Here is a 24,442-nt window from a genome sequence, read left to right on the forward strand (position 1 = left end):
ATTTGCAATGTGAATTATACAAACTGCAGATTAAGTCGTTATGATCAATTAACGTAAGATATTAAATACTGATGTGCTACTTTTATCTAAAAATTTGTTTTTTTTCTTTTAGTTTACCATCAGCCCAAACTTTAATATCATCAAATTTACCCGTATCATCAAACGAACCAAAACCTAAGTATCCAGATTTAAAATGCGTATCTGTAGCTTTCATGATAGGTGTCGTCATGTCATCAAAATAAATTTCAATAAGCCCTTCTTCAACTTTTCTAACTACTCTAGCGGTATGCCAATCGTTTACCGCGCCCCAACTAGTACCCTTAGTTCTTTCTGAAGCTATACTTTTTCGAGGCTCATCATTAACTAAAAAAATAGAATTTGCGTGTGCATCTGCTTTTGTAGCGATGTGTGTGTAATAAAAATTGGAGGCGTTAGTAATACCAAACATTAAACATAAATCGCGATGCCCGTATTCTCTGCCGTTTTGGTTTAGTCGTATTTCATAAATAAAATCACCAAGAAGCACATTTTTAATTAAAGCTATATTAAATGGCGACCTTACTTCTGGTTTGTAATTGCTTTTTTCAACAAGCTCTAAACAGTTGCCGTTGCTTTCTTTTGAAATGCGCCACACTTTGCTATCTGTCATTTCAAAATCATGTATCGCTTCATTAGATTCAAAATCTTGACTGTAAACTAGTTTATAATCCTCTGGGATGTTTGCTTGAGCACATAGTTTTATACTTAAAGTAAAACATACAAAAAGAGCAAAAGAAATTTTCATGTAGTGAATATTTATTGATCTCTAAATTATCACTTTAAATTTTAATAAAAAAAATCCCTTTCCAAATTCATGAAAAGGGATGATAAGATGTAGAGAGCGTTTCGTTACCCAGAAAAGTAACCAACCAAATTTTAACCCTAACTTAAAGTTAATCCTGAATACTTACTTGACTCTCTACAATATCTTTAATAGGTATAATGACTTTACCTGTTTTTGTTTTTATAGTTACTGAAATACTATTAATAGCTTCTACCTCACCACGGATGTCATTGAACTCAATAACTTGCCCTATTTCGTAAAGTTTTCTGGCATAAAACGTATTTAGTATTTTTTCTACCGCTTTGCGTGCTCCAAAACCAAACGCTAATGCAAACGCTAAAAGAAATGCTGCCAGTATCATTTTAATATTACTGGTTATAATTTCAGTATTTATCTCTGCTTGATTAAGTGCCGTGATACTTATTAAAACCATTAGGATAATAAATACCAGTTGGCTTATTAATTTACCTCCAGATAAATCTATAGACTCGAATAAATTTTGCAAAGATTTTTTAACAAACGTTGCAAACAAAAGGCCTAATGTTATAATTACTAGAGCGGTAAACAGTTTTGGCAAATAGCCCATAAAACTCTTTAATCCCTCAGAAACCATTGTTAATTGTAAAATATCTGCTACAATAGTAATTAATACGATGTATAATAACCACTTAACTGTTTTAACTAAAATATTAACCAAATTAACATTTAGGGTTTTCCCTTCTGATAACTCTATTTCATTTAGCTTATCACCTAGTTTATTAACATTGGCTTTAGTAAGTACCTTTTTTAAAATACTTGTTATAATTTTTGTAACAATCAAGAATATAATTATTAGAGCAAGTACACCTAAAATTTTTGGTGCAGAGGCCGCAATATCTAGCCATATTTTTTCTAATGATTCTTTTATTTGGTCTAAAAAATTCATAATTATAGGGTTATTATTGGTTATGTATTTTTGTTATTATTATTTCTCTTACTAATTACCGTTTCTATAACATGACTAAAGTTATAAGAAAACAAAGCAGCTAAATCCATTATGAGTTTTGCCATAGCAATATCACTCATAACCTTCGACTTAAGTTCCTGAGGAACTTCTTTAAGTGGCTGGTTTATATGTTTAAATGGATTATCCATTAATTTGGGTTTTCGTTATAAACGGTTATTAATTTGTCTTTAGCGCGTTTAATTCGCATTTTCACCGCACTTTGTCCTATACCTAGAGCATCTTCTATTTCTTTAATCGTTAAGAAATCTTGGTATTTCATTAGCAAAATCATTTTCTCTTCTGGAGAAATGAGCTCTAATGCTACTTTTAATTTATCAACTTTCATGGTCAGGAGACTTTTATCGTCTTCCTCTTCTTCTGAAAGGTTTTCTATATCTTTATAATCAACCGACTGTTTCTCAAATTTCTTAGCCGTATTTCTAGTTACATAATTAACACAATGGTTATAAGTAAATGAATATAACCATGTTGAAAATTTCGATTTACCTTTAAAACTAGCTAGTTTAACAAAGAGTTTTAAAAATACATCTTGCGTTAAATCCTTAGCTTCATCTTCATCTTTCGCAAAACCATAACATTTATTATATACTAGACCCGCATACCTATCATACAAAGTCTCGAAAAGCAATGTGTCGTTTGTTTTGACGATTGCTTCTACCAGATCCTCATCAGATAGCTTATTAATATTGTTTAGGGTTTTCAAATTTAGCTTAACGCTATTTAGTTATTAATCTTTAAGACCCAATACTTTTTAAAAGGTCACAAGTTTTGCAAAAAAATAAAAAAAACATTTATTAATGCGCAAAACATAATAATATACTTACGCACATACTACGCAAATTCTTTGTTATATTGAAACAGTAAATTTAAGGTTTAAACTTTTGTTAATGGCTTTACTAAATAGGAAACTTATAATGGATATTCTTAAATTAGCAAAAATTTAAGTTTATGAAGTCTCTATACGTTTTCCTTATTGCTACTATATTTATTTTACCAACGAATAGTCATGCTAGTGATGATTTTTGGGGACAAACGGGACATCGTGTTGTTGGAAAAATAGCTGACATCTATTTAAAAGGAAAAGCCAAAAGAGAAGTAAGACGCTTATTAAAAAGAAAATCGCTTGCTTTTGTTTCAACATTTGCTGATGAGATAAAAGCAGATAAACGCTATAATAAATTTTACACTTGGCACTACATAAATATGCCTCTTGATTCTAATTACGAAGACTCTAAAAAAAATCCGAAAGGCGATTTAGTAACTGGAATAGCTTATTGCACAAAAATTATTAAAGACGATAAATCTACAGATGATGACAAATCATTTTACTTGAAGTTATTAATTCATCTTATTGGCGATTTGCATCAACCTATGCATATTGGTTTGGAAGAAGATAGAGGTGGAAACGATTTTAAAGTGCAATGGCATTATGAGGATTCCAACCTACATAGAGTTTGGGATAGTGGCATGATTGAAAAATATAATATGACTTATACTGAACTAACTGATAATGCAGATGTTTTAACCAAAGACCAAGTAAAGTCCATCCAAAAAGGATCAGTTATTGACTGGGTGAATGAAACCCATGAGTTAACAAAAAAAGTATATGCTTCTGCTGAACCTGATGAAAATTTAAGATATCGCTACTCTTACAATAACTTTAAAACCGTTAGGAGTCAATTACAAATTGCTGGAATTCGTTTAGCGCAATATTTAAATGATTTGTTTTAGTAGACTAATTTGATTTATATAAATCATATTTTGCTAATTCAATTTCTACTATAGACTTCCACTTTTTTTGAGTTTCAAATTTTTCACCGAATTGCGTTTGTATATCATAAAGACTTTGGCGCCCTTCCCATTCATTATGAATCTTATAGTAAATTTTTTCAGCCTCAGCGCCTTTTGAAGGCGTAATATTAGCATCAATAAAAGCCTTTCTTAGTTTTCTAGCATAAATTTCAGTAATATCAAAATGAATTTGCTCATGAGTTAAAACATAAGGTGTTTTTCCTTCTGGCCTAAACCAACTACTATTATTTACAAATACAGTTTTTACAAAAATCTTACCTTTTGAAAATAAATTTAAACCATTCGAGTAAAACCCAAAACCAGAGTTAGTAACAGCTAAAGCATTTGGATAATTTTCATCATCTGGAACTCCTTTAAAATCATCCCATGTTAATTTTCTATCAGATGACCATTCTATTTCTGTTTCATAATTTTTAGCATCATCAACTTTATAAATCTTAGCCCAAAGCCTATCACAACTACTCCAACTATCAGCTGGCTTATGTTTGGTTATTTTAACTAAATTGGCTCCTGCTTTTCTAGCCAAAACTTTTAAATGTTCAAGATTTTCATAATAAGAACAATTTTCTGAGAATCCATTATCTGTAGCTTTTAGTTCTCCTATTATATCGCCTTTTATAATTTGATCATCAACAATATCAAGTATAACCACTAATTCACTTTCTTCTAGTTCTGGTAGTTTTTTTATAACTGAACTCCGAAGTTTTGGAGAACATGAATTAAACGCTATAAAGATTAAAATTAATGCTAATCTCTTCATAGAAATACTTTTAAAAACAAAAAGCAATCAATAATTGATTGCTTTTTGTTCTAATTTTATTTTTCAATATACGATTTTAAATATGCAAAGCTCTATCCTCAGTAGCCGCTAAAGCTGCTTCTTTAATAGCCTCTGTAAATGTTGGATGTGCATGAGACATTCTTGAAACATCTTCAGCACTTGCACGATACTCCATTGCCACAACAGCTTCAGCTATCATATCTGCCGCACGAGCTCCAATCATGTGTACTCCTAAAATTTCATCTGTGGTTTTATCAGCTAAAATTTTCACAAAACCATCTAAATCCATACTGGCTCTACTTCTACCTAATGCACGCATTGGAAAAGAGCCTACCTTATAATCTACACCAGATTCCTTTAGTTCTTCTTCAGTTTTACCAACTGCAGCAACTTCTGGCCATGTGTAAACGACTCCAGGAATTAAGTTATAATCAATATGCGGTTTTTGTCCAGCAATAGTTTCAGCTACAAAAACACCTTCTTCTTCAGCTTTATGCGCTAACATTGCACCTTTTACAACATCTCCAATAGCATAAATATTGGATGCTGATGTTTGTAAATGCTCGTTTACTTCTACTCTACCTCTATCGTCTAGTTTTACGCCTGCAGCTTCAGTATTTAATCCATCTGTATAAGGACGACGTCCTACAGATACTAAACAATAATCGCCTTTAAATTCAACTTCTTCACCTTTCTTATTATCTGCTTTCACGATAACTTCGTCTCCTTTTCGGGTAACTGACTTTACTTTGTGAGATACTTGCATTTTGAATTTCGCTTTCTTGAAAACTTTATTCAATTCTTTAGATAATCCTGCATCCATGGTTGGAATAATTCTATCCATATATTCCACAACAGTTACTTCTGATCCTAATCGTCTGTATACCTGTCCTAATTCTAAACCAATAACACCACCACCAATAACAATCATGTGTTTTGGGATTTCTTTAAGCTTTAGGGCTTCAGTAGATGTAATGATGCGCTCTTTATCAAGCTCAATAAATGGTAAGTTTGAAGGTTTACTACCCGTAGCTATAATTGTGTTTTTAGCTTCAATTTCTGTATTTTCCTCACCAGAAATGGTAATATGAGTCGCATCTTTAAAGCTTCCTAAACCTTGGTATACATCAATTTTATTCTTTTTCATTAAAAAATCAATTCCTCCTGTAGTTTGGTCTACAACGGCTTGTTTACGCGCAATCATCTTCTCTAAATTCACTTTTACTTCACCTGGTACTTCAATACCATGTTCCTCAAAATGCTTTACCGCATCATCATAGTGATGAGATGAATCTAAAAGTGCCTTACTTGGAATACAACCAACATTTAAACAGGTACCACCAAGTGTTGCATATTTTTCTATAATGGCAGTTTTCATGCCTAATTGTGCGCAACGAATGGCTGCCACATAACCTCCAGGACCAGAACCAATAACGGCTACATCGTATGAATTCATATAATTATTTATGTAATATTAAAAAAAAGATGCTTTGACTGCGCTAAGCATAACAAAGCAAAACTAAAATCAAAAATACGAATTTAGATTCAAGGGCTTTAAAGGATTAAGAGTTTTTTAAACAATTTAATGATGTTTATGAATATCATTTAAAATCCACTCCAATTCAGTATCAATATTTGATTTTCTATCCTTTAAATTTGGTAAAATCTCAACATCTGGCTTAATACCATAACCATCAGGTGTTTGTTTTTGAGGTGCTTCAATTTGCATAAGCCCCATCCTAACTTTTACTTTAGAAGTTGGAAGTTGATACGTTTTGTAAATCCCTGCTACCGTACCGTTATAAGCACCACCAGTTTCTTCTCCAACAAAAACAGCACGCTTGTTTGCTTTTAAATGTGTGGATATAAGTGATGATGCTGAAAAAGAATTACCATTAATTAGCACATATAACTTACCTTGATAACTAAGTGGATTAGGCGATTTTATTTTAGTGTGTTTATTGAAGTTATAGTATAGTTTACCATCTCGCTTTTTTATTTTTAAAAGATTGTGCACCGCAACTACCGGATAAAACATAGATCCCATAACTTTTAAACTATTAGGCGTTGTATTACTCATAAACGATTTTAAAAATGGAGTTTTACTTTTAACTTCACTTTCCGTAATAAACTGATAATCTTTATTGGCTAAATAGGAATATAAATAATCGATTTCTGCTATTCGCCCACCACCGTTATCTCGTAAATCTAAAATCATATACTTAGTTTTAGCAGAATCTAATTTTACAAAACTTTCTTTATAAAACTTTTTATACGGTCCATTGGTAAAGCTTCTTAACTTCATGTAAGCTACAGTGGTATCTTTTCCAATAAAATTAAAATTTCGGGTGTATTTGTTTTTCTTTCCTAAATACCCATATTTTCTATTGGTTTTTTTTCGCTTTCGCTTTGCAATTTTAATGACTTGCTTTTGCTCTTTAGTTAAAATTAATGGCTTTACCCCCTTAATTAAAGTAGAGTCTTTGGCTTTTATACGGTCTTGAGGCTTGCGCTTATTATTGTCCTTAGAAATTCTTCTGAACATTTTATTAAATACAGAGTCTTTAGATTTAAACGTGATTTTCAAACTGTCTTGAAAACCTTTATCCTTATAGTAAAATACCGAAAACCCTTTGGAAATATATCTATCGTGAAGCGTTTTATTGTAACCATCAGAAGCAAAACGAGTTTTATAAACCTCAACCAATTTAGAAGCAGATTCATTATTTATACTCAAAATTTCATTATCAACTAAGGTAGAGTCCTTTCCAAAGTAATCTTTAACCCATAGTTTCCCTTCTAAATATGCCACTTCTAAATCATAAAACTCAAACTTATTCTTTTTAAGTAATTTTCTTTCCTTTCTTGTAAACCACTTACTTACAGATCCAACAGCAACATGCCCTTGCCTTACCTCGGCAACCACAGGAGCCAACTTTTTATAAAATGTTCTTGAATCAATCGGCGTGTTTATACTGTTCTTAAGGCTATCAAATTTAAAGTCTAAAACTTCCTTAGAAGTATACTGATATAATTTTGGATGGTGCCGTTTTAATTGACCATACAATTTATCAACATCTTCGTGTAAATCTGCAACAGCATGCAACTTAGTAATATGTTCATTATGCTTTTTAACACTTTTACATGAAACCAAAATTAAAAACAATAAAACTGATAAAAGAAGTCGCTTCATGTAAGCTAAAATACTAGTATTAAAGAAATCTAAAAACGGATTAATGTTTCTTTAACTTTTTAAAAAAATCAAATGAAATTCTGTAGTTTTGCCCTTCATGCAAAAAAACATCAACATACAGAACAAAAAGGCTCGATTTCAATATGAGATTTTAGATAAATACACTGCTGGTATTGTGTTAACAGGTACCGAAATAAAATCTATTAGAAGCAGCAAAGCTTCTATTGCTGAAAGTTTTTGTGAGTTTAGTGAAAATGGTGAACTGTTTGTTGTAAACATGACTATCCAAGAGTATGCTTTTGGCAACTATTACAACCACAAACCGAAAGCCACTAGAAAACTACTATTAAACAAAAGAGAACTTAAAAAATTAAATAAAGAAGTCCAAAATACTGGGCTCACTATTATTCCGTTACGTTTATTTATTAACGATAAAGGCTATGCCAAATTAGAGATTGCTTTAGCAAAAGGTAAAAAGCTTTATGACAAACGTGAAACCATAAAAGATAGAGACAACAAACGTGACCTGGACAGAATTAAAAAAAACTACAAATAAATTAAGGGTTTCTTAACGCTCCAGATTATTTATATTTTCTAATTTACGGTTTTTAAAATCATTACAATGAAAAACTTATTTTCTTTTCTATTGATTGGAATGTTATGTCTTAATATTCAGGCACAAAAAAAAACTAAAAACGAAGAAAAAGAAACTGTTGAATTTAAAATTGATAGTTCATCCGTTTTAACTTTAAACAGCACTATTAAATCTCTTTATAATGTTATTTCTGGTGAAAAAGGCAAAGAAAGAAACTGGAAACAGTTTAAGTTTCTTTTTAAGCCTGACGCCAAATTAATTCCATCAGGTAAAGATAAATCGGGAACTTACAGAGTTCGTTATATGTCTCCAAATGATTATATAAAAGGATCGGGAAAATGGTTGGTTGAAAATGGTTTTTTTGAAAAGGAAATACACAGAGAAGTAAATTCCTTCGGGAATATTACACAAGTATTTAGTACTTACGAAGCTTTTTACAGCGAAAATGATGAAAAACCTTTTATGAGAGGCATTAATAGTATTCAATTATTAAATGACGGTGAGCGCTGGTGGGTTATTAATATTTATTGGACCCAAGAATCTGAGGAAAACCCCATTCCAAAAAAATATTTACCTTAACAATAACTCTTCAACTATCTAAATTCAATCCATTATGTTAAACAAACAATACATATTACCCTTAGTTTTAATTGCATTTATCTTTAAAATCAATGCACAGGATACAGCAAAACCAATCTTTAAAGATGGTGAAGCTCAAATTGTTGAAGCTTTTAACACTCCCGAAAAATGGATAAGGCATGACTTGTTTGTGGAAACTGAATTTGATACGGATGGTGATGGGAAATTAGACCGCATGCACGTATCTGTAACCAGACCTTTCCAAACAGACAAAGGGTTAAAACTTCCGGTTATTTATGTTTCAAGCCCTTATTTTGCTGGTGTTGCTCCAGATGTTGAAGGTTTATTTTGGGATGTAAAACATGAATTAGGAGCAACTGCAAAAGACCGTGTTCACCCTGAAGTAACGCGTTTAGGGAAGCGACCAATCATATCTAACTCTCACTTAAAAAAATGGATTCCACGTGGTTATATCGTGGTACATTCCTCTTCCCCTGGAACAGGATTATCTCAAGGTTCACCTACTGTTGGAGACGATAATGAATCATTAGCCCCAAAAGCAGTTATTGATTGGTTGTGCGGAAGAGCAAAAGGCTATACAGAACCTTACGGAAATGAGATTGTAAAAGCTTTTTGGAGTACCGGAAAAGTGGGCATGACGGGAACATCATATAATGGAACCATTCCGCTTGCAGCTGCAACTACTGGTGTTGATGGATTAGAAGCCATAATACCAATTGCACCAAATACATCCTATTACCATTATTATCGCTCTAATGGATTGGTACGTTCTCCTGGTGGGTATTTAGGTGAAGATATTGATGTTTTGTATGATTTTATCCATAGTGGTGGCGAAGAACCTCTTATTCCCAACAATAAAAAGGTAAATGACTCGGATATACCAAAAGTATTCAAATCTAAAAGAGACTACAGTAATGCCATGGTGCGTGATACTGAAATGAAAAATGGTATGGATAGAGAAACTGGTGATTATAATGATTTTTGGGCAGGACGCGATTATTTAAATGATATGGCACCTATGAAAGCTGCTTTATTGATGTCTCACGGTTTTAATGATTGGAATGTGATGCCAGAACACAGTTACCGTATCTATAAAAAAGCTAAAGAAATGGGCATTCCTTCTCAAATTTATTACCACCAATTTGGACATGGTGGTCCACCTCCAGTAAGTATGATGAATAAATGGTTTACTCGTTTTTTACATGGTATTGAAAATGGTGTTGAAAATGAACCTAATAAAGCTTGGATTGTTCGTGAAGATGATAAAATGGAAAATCCAACAGCTTATAAAGATTATCCAAATCCAGATGCTTCTAATATTACTTTACACCTTACTTCGGGGGCTCCTAAAAGCGGTGGATTAACATCACAAAAAACATCAAAACAGGGTAAAGAAACTTTAGTGGACAACTATTCGTTTTCGGGAAAAGCTTTAGCTCAAGCTGAAATTACCAAGCATCGATTACTATATATAACACCAAAACTTAAAAAAGATATTCATATTTCTGGTGTACCACAAATCACTGTAAAATTGGCAAGTAATAAACCTGCCGCAAATTTATCAGTATGGTTAGTATCACTGCCATGGAACGATAGTAGAAGAGCAAAAACTACAGATAATATTATTACACGTGGTTGGGCAGACCCTCAGAATCATAAATCTTTAACTGAAAGTGAACCTCTAGTTCCTGGTGAATTTTACAACGTTACTTTCGATTTGCAACCTGATGATCAAGTTATTAAAGCAGGACAACAAATTGGTTTAATGATTTTTTCTAGTGATAAAGAATATACATTACACCCTAGCCCTGGAGCAGAACTTACTATAGATTTAGATGGAACAGTTTTAGACTTACCAGTTGTTGGTGGCTCAAATAGTTTTAACGACGCATTTAAAGACTAAATATTAAATTGAACGCACGACGAAATAAACGTGAAGCTTATTGGTCTAAAAGATACAAAGACAACCTAACTGGTTGGGATATTGGAGAACCATCAACACCAATTAAAACGTACATAGACCAGTTAAAAAATAAAGATTTAAAAATCTTAATACCTGGTGCTGGAAATTCTTATGAGGCAGAATATTTATTCAATAAGGGATTTAAAAATGTATTTGTTTTAGACATTTCAAAAGAACCGTTGAAGGCATTTCAATCTAGAGTCCCTCTTTTTCCTAAAAATCAGATTATTCATGATGACTTCTTTACTCATAAAAACCAATATGATTTGATTATTGAACAAACGTTTTTCTGCTCTTTTCCTCCTAGCAAAAATAACAGGGAAGCTTATGCCAATAAAATGTTCGAGCTATTAAAAAAAGATGGTAAGTTAGTAGGCTTATGGTTTAATTTCCCATTGTCAAGAGATGTGGAAAAACGTCCTTTTGGTGGCTCCAAAAAAGAATATCTGGGGTATTTCTCTCACTTATTTCAAGTTAAAACGTTTGAAGTGAGTTATAATTCGATTCCGTCTAGACAAGACAAAGAGTTATTTGGAGTTTTTAGAAAAAAATCTAACTAGTTTTTATCCTCTAATAAAGGTACAAATCTAAATTCACCAAACTCTTCTTGTTCAAATTCTTTTGGCCCTTTTCGAGTATACATCGTCATAATTTGAACATCGTCACCCACAGGTATTACTAGTCTTCCTCCTATTTTTAATTGACTTAATAAAGGTTTAGGCACAAAAGGCGCTCCTGCAGTAACAATAACCCCATCAAAAGGTGCCTCTCCCTCTAATCCAATATATCCATCACCAAAAATGAGTTTTTTAGCGCGGTACCCTAGTTTCGGTAAAAATTTACTCGTTTTTTTAAATAATTCGTTTTGCCGCTCAATACTATAAACTCTTGCTCCCAGCTCACATAAAACAGCTGTTTGATAACCACTTCCTGTACCTATTTCAAGGATTTTATCTCCAGGTTTTATTTGCAATAATTCAGATTGAAATGCTACCGTATAAGGCTGAGAAATGGTTTGGTCTGCAGCAATAGGAAAGGCTTTATCTTGGTATGCATGATCTAAAAAACTAGAATCCATAAACAAGTGCCTAGGTATATTACCAATAGCTTTTAAAACATTTGAATTGGTTATTCCTTTGTTTTTTAATATGTTAACGAGTTGCTGCCTTAGTCCTTGATGCTTAAAAGTATCTTTCAATTCTGGTGGTGTTTAGTTGCTAAAATTAGTCAAAGATTTTTAAGCTAGAAAGCTATTTATTCAGATTTTATTTTTCGTCATTTTAGCTCAAAAACTTTTAGATTATTTACTTAACTTGATACTTTAAATAATTATTTTTGTTGAAAACGTAAAGAATATGCTAAAAGCTGGAGTTCTTGGTGCTGGTCACCTAGGTAAAATTCATTTAAGACTTCTTAAACAATCTGAAAAATATGAGCTTGTTGGGTTTTATGATGCCGATGAAGAAAATGGTAAAAAAGTAGAAGCTGAATTTGGTTATAAATTTTTCAACTCGATTGATGCTTTAATTGATGCTGTAGACATGGTTGATATTGTAACGCCTACACTATCACACTATGATTGTGCTAAACAAGCCATTGCTAGAGGCAAACATATTTTTATAGAAAAACCAATTACCAACACGGTTGAAGAAGCAGAACATATTAGACAACTTTTAGCTGAAAACAATTTACGAGGACAAGTTGGTCATGTAGAGCGATTTAACCCTGCCTATCTTGCTGTTAAGGATGAAATTAACTCACCTATGTTTATTGAAACACATCGTTTAGCAGAATTTAACCCCAGAGGTACTGATGTACCCGTGGTACTAGATTTAATGATTCATGACATTGATATCATTTTAAGTGTTGTAAAATCTAAAGTGAAAAAAGTTTCAGCTAGTGGTGTTGCTGTAATTAGTGACACACCCGATATTGCTAATGCACGTTTAGAGTTTGAAAATGGTTGTGTAGCTAACTTAACAGCTAGTAGAATTTCTTTAAAGAAAATGCGTAAAGCACGCTTTTTTCAAAAAGATGCCTATATCTCAGTTGATTTTTTAACAAAAAAATGTGAGGTTGTTAAAATGAAAGACGCGCCTGAAAACCCTGGAGATTTTGATATGATTCTCCAAAATGCTGAGGGTGTTAAAAAGCAAATATATTTTGATAATCCATCTGTACCAGATAATAATTCCATTTTAGATGAATTAGAAACTTTTGCAGATGCTATAAATAATAACACGACGCCTATTGTAACGCTACATGACGGAACAGAAGCCTTACGAGTTGCTACGCAAATTATAAATAGTTTTTAAATGAAAAACGTTGCAGTAATTGGAGCAGGTACTATGGGAAATGGTATTGCTCACACTTTCGCTCAAAGCGGCTTTAAAGTTCAGTTAATTGATGTTAGTGAAGACGCTCTAAAAAAAGGTATACAAACCATAGCTAAGAATTTAGATAGAATGGTTTCCAAAGAAAAAATTACTGAGCAACAGAAAACCGAGATTTTAAATAATATAACCCCTTACACCAATATTAAAGATGGTGTTGATTCTGCTACTCTAGTTGTTGAAGCTGCTACAGAAAATTTAGAACTAAAACTCAATATTTTTAAAACGCTAGATAAGGCGTGTTCAGAATCAGTAATTTTAGCTACTAATACATCTTCTATTTCCATAACCCAAATTGCAGCTGCTACATCAAGACCAGAGCGCGTTATTGGAATGCACTTTATGAACCCTGTACCCATAATGAAATTGGTAGAAATTATTAGAGGTTACAACACTAGTGATGATGTCTCTAATACCATCATGGAACTTTCTAAAAGCTTAGGAAAAATTCCTGTTGAAGTAAATGATTATCCTGGTTTTGTAGCAAATCGTATTTTAATGCCTATGCTCAACGAATCTATTGAAACGCTTTACAATGGTGTGGCTGGTGTTGAAGAGATTGATACCGTTATGAAGTTAGGTATGGCACACCCAATGGGGCCTCTACAACTTGCTGATTTTATAGGTTTAGATGTATGCTTATCTATTTTAAATGTGATGTATGATGGTTTTAAAAACCCAAAATATGCACCATGTCCGCTCTTAGTTAATATGGTAAGAGCTGGTAAATTGGGTATAAAGTCTGGTGAAGGATTCTACGATTATGCTGAAAGTAGAAAAGCGGAGAAAGTTTCAACTCAATTTTTAAAGTAAACAGTCTCAGTCGCCGTTATCAGTACTGACACTGAATACTGCGATTGCTATCTTAAAATTATGGCAAAAATAATTCCATTTAAAGCGGTGCGACCAACCCGAGCTATTGTAGGTTTGGTAGCAGCAAGACCTTATCAAAGTTACACGGTTGAGGAGCGCGAATCAAGAATGGATTATAATCCTTACAGTTTTCTTCATATCGTAAATCCAGGATATAAATATCATCAAACTATTCATGGTGAAGCCCGATATAAACTTGTTCGAAATAGATACTTAGAGTTTAAAGAGGATGGCATTTTTATTCAAGATGAAAAGCCTTCGTTGTATGTTTACAAGATAGTTGATAGACACGGACAAAAATTTAACGGTATTATTGCAGCTACCAGTGCTAAAGATTATGATAATAATGTTATAAAAAAACATGAAGATACTATTGCTAAACGTGAGCAAACCTTTAAAAGCTATTTAAAAACCGTTGGGTTTAATGCAGAACCTGTACTTCTCACCTATCCTGATAATAAAGTAATTTCATCTATAATAGAGCAAACTCAAAAAAATCATGCAGAATTTGAGTTTACCATGACCTACAGAGACACCCATTATTTATGGAAAATAGAAGATGAAGAAGCTATTAATCAAATTCAGAACGAGTTTGAGAAAATGAAGACTATATACATTGCAGATGGACATCACAGATCATCGTCATCTTATCTGTTATATAAAGATGAAAAAGATAAAAACCCAAATCATAATGGTACAGAATCCTATAACTTTTTCATGTCTTATCTAATTCCAGAATCAGATTTGGTAATCCATGAGTTTAATAGACTTGTAAAAGACTTAAATGGATTAACAAAAGAAGCATTTTTAATTCGTTTAGATTCTGCTTACCGAATAGAGAACAGAGGTAACATTCCCTATACCCCATCAAAACCTCATCATTTTAGTATGTATTTGGATGGTGATTTTTATTCTTTATACCTCAGAAAAGCACGATATAAAGTTAATACGGCTTTGGATGAACTTGATGCAGAATTATTATACAAAACCATACTACAGCCTATATTGGGTATAAACGATTTAAGAAACGATAATCGCATAGAATATGTGAATGGGAAACACGATATAATTACTATAAAAAGCAGCGTAGATAGTGGCGAATTTAAAATTGGGTTTGGCATGTGTCCTGCTACTATCAAACAAATAAAAAACATAGCAAATGAAGGTTTAACTATGCCTCCAAAAAGCACTTATATTTTACCTAAATTAAGAAGTGGCATAATCATTTATGAGTTTTGATATTTATAGCTTTTCTATACTTATTTAATATCTCATTAAAACATTTTAAATAAAACAATGTCTATTAAAAATAATTTAAAAAACATAAAATCCGTTCTACCAGAGCATGTTACGCTTGTAGCAGTATCAAAAACCAAACCTGTAAATGATCTCATAGAAGCATATAATGCTGGTCAGCGTATTTTTGGCGAAAATAAAATCCAAGAAATGGCAGAGAAATATGAGGAAATGCCTAAAGATATTGAATGGCATATGATTGGGCATGTACAACGTAACAAAGTCAAATACATGGCGGGTTTTGTCTCTTTAATTCATGGTGTAGATAATTTTAAATTACTCAAGGAAATAAATAAGCAGGCTAAAAAGATTGAAAGAGTCATTAATTGTTTATTTCAAATAAAAATAGCTTCAGAAGATTCTAAATTTGGTATGACTCCAGAAGACGCTTCAAACATTATTCAATCTAAAGATTTTGCAGAACTAGAAAACATCAAAATCACTGGTGTTATGGGAATGGCAACATTTACTGACAATCAAAGTCAAATAGAAAATGAATTCAAGCAATTAAAATCTACTTTTGAAACATTAAAAGTACTTAATACTAACAATTGTAAACTAGAAACTATTAGTATGGGTATGAGTAGCGATTATCCATTAGCAATTGACTGCGGAAGCACCATGATTCGAGTTGGAAGTAGTATATTTGGACATAGAAGTTATAAAAACTAAGCTTTTAAACAATAAAATAACAACTTCCTATTTACGCAATTTTAGACATAGAAACTACCGGTGGAAAGTACAACGAAGAAGGCATAACAGAAATTGCTATTTACAAGTATGATGGGCATGAGGTAATAGATCAATTTATAAGTCTCGTAAATCCTGAACGTGAGATACAACCTTTTGTGGTTAATTTAACTGGTATAAATAGTAACATGCTTCGCAATGCCCCAAAATTCTATGAAGTTGCAAAACGTATTATAGAAATTACTGAAGATTGCATTTTAGTAGCTCACAATGCGCAATTTGATCACCGTATTTTATGCACTGAGTTCAGACGACTTGGTTATGAATATGAAAGAAAATCGCTTTGTACCGTAGAGCTTTCCAAAGATTTAATTCCTGGGCAAGCATCTTATAGCTTAGGTAAATTAGTTCGATCACTCGGAATCCCTGTAACTGACAGACACCGTGCATCTGGAGATGCATTGGCAACAGTCAAGTTATTTAAGATGTTATTAGATAAAGACACCACAAAAAGTATTATTCAAAATTCCATTAGGCTAAACCCCAAACGCCAAATAGAACCAAGACATTTAGATATTATTGATGCTTTACCTGCTATTACAGGTGTTTACTATATCCACAAAGAGAACGGAGATATTATTTACATTGGTAAAAGCAAAAACATAAAAAAACGTATTAATCAACATTTTACAGGTACTAACCATAAATCTAAAAAAATACAAGCCCAAGTAACCACTGTAACTTATGAAGCTACTGGAAGTGAACTTGTTGCGCTTTTAAAAGAAAGTGAGGAAATAAAAAAAGTAAAACCTATACATAACAGAGCATTACGTCGTTCTATTTTTACACACGCTTTGTATAGTTTTAAAGACGAAAACAACTATATAAACTTAAAAATTGATGTCGCAGATGGTCGTAAAAAGCCCATTACTACCTTTAGTAATCGCCAAAGCGGAAAGAGTTTTATAACTAAAGCTGTTGAAGATTATAATTTATGCCAAAAACTTACTGGTCTTTATAAAACAAAAACTAGTTGTTTTAATTTCGAAATTAAAAGCTGTGAAGGTGCATGTATACAAAAAGAAGCTCCAGAGTCTTACAACAAACGTGTTGAAGCGTTAATTGAAAAAAACAGCTATACCAACAAAAACATGGTAATTATTGACAGAGGTAGAGACATCGATGAACGAAGTGCTATACTAATAGAAAATGGCGTTTTTAAAGGGATTGGTTTTTTCAATTTAAACTATCAAATTACTAATCTTAAAGTTCTAGAGTCCATAATAACACCTATGCAAAATAATAGGGATACCCAGCATATCATTCAAAATTATTTAAGACGAAACAAACGTTTAAAAATAGTTGAGTTAGAAAACAAATAACTTATATATTCTTTTCTTACTTTTGGATTTATGAGTAATACATCAAAAACAAACTGGAAATCAAAACTTCATGACATTATTTATGAAGCAGACACTCCTGCAGGTAAACTTTTTGATGTTATTCTTCTTATTGCCATTATAGCCAGTATTATACTAGTAATGCTAGAAAGCATTAAAAGTTTTGACAATAAATATCATAACTTCCTTAATATTTCAGAATGGATTATAACAATACTCTTTAGTTTAGAATATATAGCAAGAATCATTACTGTAAAAAAACCACTAAACTATGTTTTTAGCTTTTACGGTATTATCGATTTGCTTTCAACCATTCCAAAATACATATCATTACTATTTGGAGGCATTCATGCTTTAGCAGCATTAAGAGCCTTACGCTTACTTCGTATATTTAGAATATTAAAGTTAGCCCGTTACTTAGGGGCTTCAAACCATTTAGCTGCTGCACTAAAATCAAGTCGTGCAAAAATATCTGTATTCCTGTTTGCCGTATTAATTTTATGCATCATTTTTGGCACACTTATGTATCTTATAGAAGGAGAAGTCAGCGGTTTTACTAGTATTCCTGTTAGCGTATATTGGTGCATTGTAACGCTTACCACGGTTGGGTTTGGAGACATTGCTCCTGTTACTCCTCTGGGTCAGTTTATAGCCGCCATAATTATGGTTTTAGGTTATGGTATTATAGCTGTACCAACAGGTATTGTTTCTGCCGAATATACAAGTCAGACAAATAGTGGCAAACAAAAACCCAATAAACCAGAAATAAATTTAAACTCTCAATCCTGTGAAAATTGTTTGGCAGAAAACCATAAAGATAAAGCAGACTATTGCTATAATTGTGGCGAAAAACTTTATAGCTAGTTTTTGGGCGTTACTATAAGGATCGGGATTTATTCGTTGATTTCTATTTTAAACTATTGAACTCATGAATATAAATATTTCACTACTTACTCATTCTCCCAAAAGCTATCGGGATCAGACAGTTCTAACATGCCGTTAAATCACTAACGCAGCCCTATTTGCTAGCTTAAGCTTATTATTATTTAAACATAAAAATAGTCTTTATCAGAAGGTTTGTTGAACTTTTCATGGATATAAACCATTTTATTTCAAACAAAATCAAGTAATCCCTAAAAGCTAATATCACCAATTCAATAGTTAAATTCGTATAAATCATTTATTCAAATTAACTTTGCCAAAAATTCAGAAAATCATAAAACCAAACACAAAATATCTTATTTCTATAGTTGGCCCAACAGCTATTGGTAAAACCGCGCTTAGTATAAAACTAGCGCAACATTATAAAACCGAAATTATTTCGGCAGATTCTAGACAGTTTTTTAAAGAGATGCAAATTGGCACTGCAGCACCAACTCCAGAAGAATTAGCAAGTGTTAAACATCACTTTATTCATCATAAATCTATAAAAGATAATTACAATGTTGGTGCATTTGAAAAAGACGCTCTTAAACAACTAGAAACTTTATTCGCAACAAAAGATATTGTTATTATGGTTGGTGGGTCTGGACTTTATGTAGATGCAGTAACTAAAGGCTTAGATTATTTTCCTGATGTAAATCCAGATATTAGAGAAAAACTTAACAGAAGCTTAGAATTAGAAGGTTTACAACACCTTCAAAATCAATTAAAAGAGGTTGATCCCGTTTCTTATAACAAAATAGCTATAGATAACCCACAACGGGTTATTCGTGCTTTAGAGATTTACATAGGCTCAGGAAAACCGTATTCTTCATTCTTAAATAAAGGGAAAGAAAAACGGCATTTTAAAACCATTACCATAGGGTTAACAACAGATAGAGCATTAATATACCAACGCATCAATAAACGCGTAGATATTATGATGCAAGAAGGCTTACTAAACGAAGTTAAAGGCTTATTGGCGTACAAAGATTTAAATGCGCTAAATACCGTTGGTTATAAAGAACTCTTTAATCACTTTTTAGGTGAATGGGATTTAGAATTTGCTGTTTCTGAGATTAAGAAAAACTCTCGTCGTTTTGCTAAACGCCAACTCACTTGGTTTAAAAAAAATCAAGATACCTTATGGTTTGATTATGATGCATCAATAAACCTTATTACAAACAAAATCAATACTGTAATTAATGAACATGTTTTAGATAACCCTGTTTGGTTTGCTTTAACCGAAAAACAATCTGGATATTGTATAGATTATGGTAATGTGAAATTTTATAAAACGGACTATGCCCCATTTGGAGCATTTATAAATAGTGAAAACACTGCAGAAGTTATCCTAAAACACTCAAAACTAATAAAAGACTTTTTTATAGTTGGTAATATACCAATAATGCCCCCTAAATTTAAGCCCGCAATTAAATATGTTGGTTTACAAATGATACTTCGTGAAAAAATAAAACTACCCATAACAGAAACTGTCATTGAACTCCAAGAAAAGCACCTTGAAGATTTAATGGGTTTAATTAAACTTGTATATCCGCATTTTTTTAAAGAAAAAACAAGTAAGCTAGGGCGATACTATGGCATCTATAAAAGCAATATATTAGTATCTGTAGCGGGTGAGCGTATGCAAACAAAACACTTTACTGAAATTAGCGCAGTAGCAACACATCCAGATTATTTAGGTAATGGCTATGCAAAACAGCTTATAACGTATGCTTCAAATAAAATTTTTGAGGATAATAAAACCCCTTTTTTACACGTAGATGAAACCAATCTGGGACCAATTAACTTATATAATAAGCTTGGTTTTATTGTAAGAAAGAAAATAGAATATTGGAAAATAAGTAGTTAAAGAAGTGAAAACTCAAGATTATAAGGGCTAGAAAAGTAGTTTTTTATTCCATAGTTACATTGCTATATTTAGCGTTAATTACAATATTTTTCCCACTAGACAAACTTCCAGTTAAAAAGTTAGTGGTGTGGGCATCATTTGCTTGCTCTGGATGATTAAAATGAGATCGTGTACCCTTATATCTTAAATTACAATCTACTGTAGGTAACTTAATAAAAGCATCATTATTCTGAAGGATCATATTCAAACTGATAAAATTATCATCAATATTAAAAATTTTCACATCACCAATATTACCATCTATAATAGCGCTTCCAAATAAATTTTCTACATCAATATTGGATGATACAGCATTTAAAACCAGATGCTCAACATTTTCCAATTCAACATCTTTTACATAATTCAGATTCAATTCTCCTAAATTCCAATTCGTAACATATATAGGGGAATAAGAAGCATTAATGGAAGTTAAACTTCCATTAATGCTTTCTGCTGTAAATTTTGTGTATTGTAAATCCGCCTCTAAGTTCTCAATATTTGCTGCAAATTGTATTTCACCATGCTTAACATTTACTTTTAACTTAGCGTCTTTTGGCATTTTTATTTTAATCGTTTTCTTAACATTCGGATTCGATCTGTTATGAAATAGCCCTTCAACCTCACGTTCTCTATCTTTAATTAAAATAGCACGTTCCTTAGAACGCTTCTTTTGCTCTTCAGCACGAGCTTTAGCTCTTACCTTCATAGCTTCTGCTCTAGTTTTGCTTTCCTCAGCACGAACCTTAGCTCGTTCTTTCATTGCTTCGGCACGGGCTTTTTGTGCTTCAACACGCTCTGCTTGCGCTTCTATGCGTTCAGCTTGACTTTCCATACGCTCAGCAAAATTCTCACCCCATTCTTCCATTTCTTTAGCATACTTCTCTTCCCACTCTTTACCAAATTTCTCGCCCCAAGCTTCCATCTTTTTAGCGTAATCTTCTCCAAACTTCTCACCCCATTCTTTACCAAATTTTTCGCCCCAAGCTTCCATCTTTTTAGCATAGTCCTTTCCATAACGGGATTCGAAATTTTGAGACCATTCTTCTAAATACTTTTCACCATTTTTTTGATATTCTTCATAGTTAAACTGAATCGCATTAACACCCTCTGGCAATTCTGGTAGTTCAGGCATCTCTGGCATTTCAGGCATCTCTGGCATCTCTGGCATTTCAAAATCGAAATCAAAATTCATTTCAGGCATATCTGCCAATTCAAATTTAAGTTCATTTAATATAGCACCTATCGGGTGGTTATCATGCTCACAACCATCACAACTTTCAGAATCTCCATGCAGCCATAATGACCGCGATTGTCCACCTCTTGTACTAATTGAAACTTTACTACTAGTAGCATCAATATCTACATCCCAATGCTTAAGGGCATCTTCTAACTCTTCCTGACTCAATTTTTCACCTTCAACATAGGCTTCAATTTCAATAGTATTTTTGTTCCATGTATCAAATACAATGTTACTATAACTTGTATTAAGATTAACAACAACATCTTTATCTACTTTAATAGATTGTGATATTTTTGTTAGCTTTTGTTGCGCTATCAAGCTTCCTGTTATAAGAAAGCAGAGTGCTACAAGTTTCATTTTTATTTTAGTTTTGTTCATTTTTTGATTTTTTAGATTGATTGTGATACCTCACCAGCAAGTGCATCAGAAGTATTAAATTTTTGTAATTGTTCTCTTAATCGATACAATAAGTTCAAACGAAGTTTCAAATTATCAATTAATGCATTAACTGTTAATTCACTTGGTCCAGATTCTGTTAATTCTAAAGAAAGTTTTTTATATTCTTTATCTAAAGCATTTAATTGAATTAAATATCCATCAAACAACTCCTTGGTTTCAGGTGTGTATGTCATTTTAGACAACTCTAAATTAATACTTGCTAAATAATAATCTTCAACCTTTTTTAAACCAGGCGAAACATCACCTAAAGTTTTAGTATCTTCTGTTTTTGTGTTGGCAATCTCTGGAGTATCGCCAATAATTTCTGGCTGAAAATATTTAAAAGCTCCAAAACTCAAACCTAAAAGCACCACAACGCTTGCTGCTATTTGCATCCAATTAAACTTTGATTGCTTTTGCTTTTGTTCAGGCAACACCACATCTAGCTTATCTAAAAAGCGTTTCTGATGATTTTTAGGCATCTTTTCATGTGTTACTTTCTCATTTTTAAATAACTCTCTAAGATCTTGTGCCATTTTTTTTAAGTTTTAAAAGGTTTTGTAATTTTACTTTTCCTCTAGATAATTGAGTTCTTGATGCTACCTCAGAAATACTCAGAATTTCCGAAATTTCCTGATGATCGTATCCTTCAATTAAATATAACATAACAACATACTGATACTTTTCCGGCAACTCGTCAATAGCTGCCTTTACATCGTTAAGTGTTATTGTATCTTCAACTAACCATTTGTCATCTTTATCAGTATCAACCACTTTCAGGTGCACCTCTTCTAGCTCAACAAGATGTTGTTTTCTAGCTTTTAAGAAGTCAATACTCTTATTAACAACAATACGTTTTAACCATGCGCCAAAAGTTACTTCTGCCTTATATTGATGCAATTTTGTAAAAGCTTTGATGAAAGCTTCTTGCACCACATCTTCAGCATCAGCTGCATCTTTCAAAAACCGTTTTGCAACAATATACATCCCGTCGCAGTACTGGTTGTATAACTGCAATTGTGCTTTGCGGTTGTTCTGTTTACATTGTTCAATAATGTCAACTTGAAACATGCTTGTTCTACTTTTGGTTTAAGTTAGTTCGTTTAAAAGACGATTAAAAAAATACAGTGTTGCAAAAAATTTAAAAAAATATAAATTATTTTAGTTTTTGGGCGTTACCACAAGGGTCGGGCTATTCGTTACAAGTCCTCGTTCCTGCGGGCTTTCCACTACTATCCCTAACGCGGGCACATCAGCTAAATTATGTTTTCAATCACAGTTAAAGTCTCAATTTACAAATTCACATCGTCCTTTACTTTATTCTCAATCCTCGCTTTCCTTATACTTTAAGCCCATTCTAACATATAGCACCTCTACAACAAAACTAAATAAATTACCGTTTGTTCTTTACTGGTTATTGCATTTAAATTATCTTTATACTTTAATAAATTGCTGTCTATGAACACCTTCCTAAAACGTGTCTTAATTCTATTATCCATAATAGCATTAGGACTATTTTTATACTCCGCTTTTGTTGAAAATATCTTTGCACAACGCCTAAGTCCTAAAGATACTGTAGAGTTTAAATTAAACGATTTAAAACTCGAAGTCTTTTATAACAGGCCGTTTAAAAAAGATCGTGAAATTTTTGGTGCCCTTGTACCTCATGGTGAGGTATGGCGAACAGGAGCCAACGAAGCTACTACTTTTGAAACCAACAAACCCCTTGAGGTTAAAGGTATGCCTTTAGCAGTAGGTAAATATACATTATGGACCGTTCCTAGAGATTCTATCTGGACCGTAATGTTTAATACCAAACAATACTCTTGGGGTGTAAATGCCGAAATGAAACCCATGTGGGATCCAAATTATGATGCCTTAACCATCGAAGTTCCCGTACAAAAATTACAAAACACAGTAGAGCAATTCACCATAGCATTTGATAATTCAACAGATAACCTCTTTTTAACCATGGCCTGGGATGATGTTAAGGTTGCAGTTCCTTTAAAATAATTAATATCACAATCATTGTCATGAAAAAAATAGTGCTCATTTCAATTTTATCTTTATTTACATATTACTTATCCGCCCAAAGTAAAACTTTAGCAAACCAAATTGAAACACAAAAGTTATCAAAACAAGTTGCAGGGTTATTCAGTGAAAACAAAATTTCTAAATCCTTTCAAATCTTAGAACAATATTGGCCGCTTCCAAAAAACGAAATGGAGGCGTTACAAGAAAAAACCATTAAATACATGAATATTTTAGAAACTCGTTTTGGCAAACGCTTAGATGTAACTAAAATAAAAGATGAGCATATATCTGATATTGCACTAAGAGAAACATACATTATGAGGTATACATATAGCGCAATAAGAATCGTTTTTACTTATTACAGAAGTGAAAATGGTTGGTTTATAAATTCCTTTAAATGGGATGATTCGTTTACCGAAGAGTTTGTAAAAACTAAATAATTCTCTTGTTATTCCTCTTAAAATAAAATTGT

Annotated in this window: 25 protein-coding genes and 1 pseudogene; 15 read left to right on the forward strand and 11 right to left on the reverse strand. The window is 32.4% G+C overall.

Annotated features, from left to right (window positions below):
* Window positions 1–82: 82 nt before the first annotated feature.
* From Q0772_RS08865 to Q0772_RS08880, 4 genes are all read right to left on the reverse strand, one after another.
* The gene (locus Q0772_RS08865) at window positions 83–784 is read right to left on the reverse strand and encodes a hypothetical protein (protein WP_298343143.1); all 702 of its coding nucleotides are present in this window, start codon (window positions 782–784) and stop codon (window positions 83–85) included.
* A 148-nt stretch (window positions 785–932) separates the two neighbouring features.
* Window positions 933–1,748 carry a mechanosensitive ion channel domain-containing protein gene (locus tag Q0772_RS08870; protein WP_298343146.1) on the reverse strand — a complete coding sequence of 272 codons (816 nt, stop codon included), beginning with the start codon at window positions 1,746–1,748 and terminating at the stop codon, window positions 933–935.
* Window positions 1,749–1,768: 20 nt separating this feature from the next.
* Window positions 1,769–1,957 (reverse strand): hypothetical protein, encoded by a 189-nt coding sequence (locus Q0772_RS08875; RefSeq protein ID WP_298343149.1) that lies wholly within the window; start codon window positions 1,955–1,957, stop codon window positions 1,769–1,771.
* Window positions 1,957–2,532, reverse strand: a complete 576-nt coding sequence (locus Q0772_RS08880) for an RNA polymerase sigma factor (protein ID WP_298343152.1) — start codon at window positions 2,530–2,532, stop codon at window positions 1,957–1,959. Before Q0772_RS08880 ends, Q0772_RS08875 begins: the two co-directional genes overlap by 1 nt.
* A 245-nt stretch (window positions 2,533–2,777) precedes the next feature.
* Between Q0772_RS08880 and Q0772_RS08885 the strand changes: the two genes are divergently transcribed.
* Window positions 2,778–3,560: a S1/P1 nuclease gene (locus Q0772_RS08885; RefSeq protein ID WP_298343155.1), complete on the forward strand. Its 783-nt coding sequence runs from the start codon at window positions 2,778–2,780 to the stop codon at window positions 3,558–3,560.
* 4 nt (window positions 3,561–3,564) lie between these two features.
* On the opposite strand, the gene Q0772_RS08890 is transcribed toward Q0772_RS08885, so the two are convergent.
* The 3 genes from Q0772_RS08890 to Q0772_RS08900 all read right to left on the reverse strand — a co-directional run bounded on the left by Q0772_RS08890 (window position 3,565) and on the right by Q0772_RS08900 (window position 7,615).
* Window positions 3,565–4,401, reverse strand: coding sequence for a hypothetical protein (locus tag Q0772_RS08890; RefSeq protein WP_298343158.1), 837 nt, complete (start codon window positions 4,399–4,401; stop codon window positions 3,565–3,567).
* Window positions 4,402–4,477: 76 nt separating this feature from the next.
* The gene (lpdA, locus tag Q0772_RS08895) at window positions 4,478–5,878 is read right to left on the reverse strand and encodes a dihydrolipoyl dehydrogenase (protein ID WP_298343160.1); all 1,401 of its coding nucleotides are present in this window, start codon (window positions 5,876–5,878) and stop codon (window positions 4,478–4,480) included.
* A 126-nt stretch (window positions 5,879–6,004) separates the two neighbouring features.
* The gene (locus tag Q0772_RS08900) at window positions 6,005–7,615 is read right to left on the reverse strand and encodes a S41 family peptidase (protein WP_298343163.1); all 1,611 of its coding nucleotides are present in this window, start codon (window positions 7,613–7,615) and stop codon (window positions 6,005–6,007) included.
* Window positions 7,616–7,712: 97 nt separating this feature from the next.
* Between Q0772_RS08900 and smpB the strand changes: the two genes are divergently transcribed.
* The 4 genes from smpB (at window position 7,713) to Q0772_RS08920 (ending at window position 11,333) form a co-directional block, all read left to right on the forward strand.
* A complete protein-coding gene (gene smpB / locus Q0772_RS08905; RefSeq protein WP_298343166.1) occupies window positions 7,713–8,171 on the forward strand; it encodes an SsrA-binding protein SmpB in 459 nt (152 codons plus the stop codon).
* 66 nt (window positions 8,172–8,237) lie between these two features.
* Window positions 8,238–8,789 (forward strand): hypothetical protein, encoded by a 552-nt coding sequence (locus Q0772_RS08910; RefSeq protein WP_298343169.1) that lies wholly within the window; start codon window positions 8,238–8,240, stop codon window positions 8,787–8,789.
* 34 nt (window positions 8,790–8,823) lie between these two features.
* The gene (locus tag Q0772_RS08915; RefSeq protein ID WP_298343172.1) at window positions 8,824–10,713 is read left to right on the forward strand and encodes a Xaa-Pro dipeptidyl-peptidase; all 1,890 of its coding nucleotides are present in this window, start codon (window positions 8,824–8,826) and stop codon (window positions 10,711–10,713) included.
* Window positions 10,714–10,721: 8 nt separating this feature from the next.
* Window positions 10,722–11,333: a methyltransferase domain-containing protein gene (locus Q0772_RS08920; RefSeq protein ID WP_298343175.1), complete on the forward strand. Its 612-nt coding sequence runs from the start codon at window positions 10,722–10,724 to the stop codon at window positions 11,331–11,333.
* Here Q0772_RS08920 and Q0772_RS08925 read toward each other — a convergent pair.
* Complete coding sequence (locus Q0772_RS08925; RefSeq protein ID WP_298343178.1) at window positions 11,330–11,971, reverse strand: protein-L-isoaspartate(D-aspartate) O-methyltransferase; 642 nt, start codon at window positions 11,969–11,971, stop codon at window positions 11,330–11,332. The two genes, Q0772_RS08920 and Q0772_RS08925, sit on opposite strands and share 4 nt — an antisense overlap.
* A 157-nt stretch (window positions 11,972–12,128) precedes the next feature.
* On the opposite strand from Q0772_RS08925, the gene Q0772_RS08930 reads away from it, so the two are divergent.
* The 8 genes and pseudogenes from Q0772_RS08930 (at window position 12,129) to Q0772_RS08965 (ending at window position 20,219) form a co-directional block, all read left to right on the forward strand.
* Window positions 12,129–13,088 carry a Gfo/Idh/MocA family oxidoreductase gene (locus Q0772_RS08930; RefSeq protein WP_298343182.1) on the forward strand — a complete coding sequence of 320 codons (960 nt, stop codon included), beginning with the start codon at window positions 12,129–12,131 and terminating at the stop codon, window positions 13,086–13,088.
* On the forward strand, window positions 13,089–13,979 hold the full coding sequence (locus tag Q0772_RS08935) for a 3-hydroxybutyryl-CoA dehydrogenase (RefSeq protein WP_298343185.1): 891 nt from the start codon (window positions 13,089–13,091) through the stop codon (window positions 13,977–13,979). It abuts the gene before it with no gap.
* Window positions 13,980–14,039: 60 nt separating this feature from the next.
* The gene (locus tag Q0772_RS08940) at window positions 14,040–15,278 is read left to right on the forward strand and encodes a DUF1015 domain-containing protein (protein WP_298343188.1); all 1,239 of its coding nucleotides are present in this window, start codon (window positions 14,040–14,042) and stop codon (window positions 15,276–15,278) included.
* A gap of 57 nt (window positions 15,279–15,335) precedes the next feature.
* A complete protein-coding gene (locus Q0772_RS08945) occupies window positions 15,336–16,007 on the forward strand; it encodes a YggS family pyridoxal phosphate-dependent enzyme (protein ID WP_298343191.1) in 672 nt (223 codons plus the stop codon).
* Between the two features lie 29 nt (window positions 16,008–16,036).
* Entirely contained in the window at window positions 16,037–17,407 is a 1,371-nt protein-coding gene (locus Q0772_RS08950; RefSeq protein ID WP_298343559.1) for an exonuclease domain-containing protein, read from the forward strand.
* Between the two features lie 30 nt (window positions 17,408–17,437).
* Entirely contained in the window at window positions 17,438–18,289 is an 852-nt protein-coding gene (locus Q0772_RS08955) for an ion transporter (protein ID WP_298343194.1), read from the forward strand.
* A 352-nt stretch (window positions 18,290–18,641) separates the two neighbouring features.
* Window positions 18,642–19,508, forward strand: a pseudogene (gene miaA / locus Q0772_RS08960) (tRNA (adenosine(37)-N6)-dimethylallyltransferase MiaA); the annotation flags it as partial.
* 369 nt (window positions 19,509–19,877) lie between these two features.
* Entirely contained in the window at window positions 19,878–20,219 is a 342-nt protein-coding gene (locus Q0772_RS08965; RefSeq protein ID WP_298343562.1) for a GNAT family N-acetyltransferase, read from the forward strand.
* A 43-nt stretch (window positions 20,220–20,262) separates the two neighbouring features.
* On the opposite strand, the gene Q0772_RS08970 is transcribed toward Q0772_RS08965, so the two are convergent.
* The 3 genes from Q0772_RS08970 to Q0772_RS08980 are packed head-to-tail and all read right to left on the reverse strand — an operon-like array spanning window position 20,263 to window position 23,007.
* Window positions 20,263–21,876: a DUF4097 family beta strand repeat-containing protein gene (locus Q0772_RS08970; protein ID WP_298343197.1), complete on the reverse strand. Its 1,614-nt coding sequence runs from the start codon at window positions 21,874–21,876 to the stop codon at window positions 20,263–20,265.
* Window positions 21,877–21,887: 11 nt separating this feature from the next.
* Window positions 21,888–22,472 carry a hypothetical protein gene (locus tag Q0772_RS08975; protein WP_298343199.1) on the reverse strand — a complete coding sequence of 195 codons (585 nt, stop codon included), beginning with the start codon at window positions 22,470–22,472 and terminating at the stop codon, window positions 21,888–21,890.
* Window positions 22,456–23,007: an RNA polymerase sigma factor gene (locus Q0772_RS08980; RefSeq protein WP_298343202.1), complete on the reverse strand. Its 552-nt coding sequence runs from the start codon at window positions 23,005–23,007 to the stop codon at window positions 22,456–22,458. Before Q0772_RS08980 ends, Q0772_RS08975 begins: the two co-directional genes overlap by 17 nt.
* A 387-nt stretch (window positions 23,008–23,394) precedes the next feature.
* On the opposite strand from Q0772_RS08980, the gene Q0772_RS08985 reads away from it, so the two are divergent.
* Entirely contained in the window at window positions 23,395–23,949 is a 555-nt protein-coding gene (locus Q0772_RS08985) for a DUF2911 domain-containing protein (protein WP_298343205.1), read from the forward strand.
* Window positions 23,950–23,969: 20 nt separating this feature from the next.
* Window positions 23,970–24,410 (forward strand): hypothetical protein, encoded by a 441-nt coding sequence (locus Q0772_RS08990; RefSeq protein ID WP_298343208.1) that lies wholly within the window; start codon window positions 23,970–23,972, stop codon window positions 24,408–24,410.
* The last annotated feature ends 32 nt before the right edge of the window (window positions 24,411–24,442 follow it).

It is taken from the genome of uncultured Algibacter sp., assembly GCF_947490405.1.
Taxonomy (GTDB): Bacteria; Bacteroidota; Bacteroidia; order Flavobacteriales; family Flavobacteriaceae; genus Algibacter_B.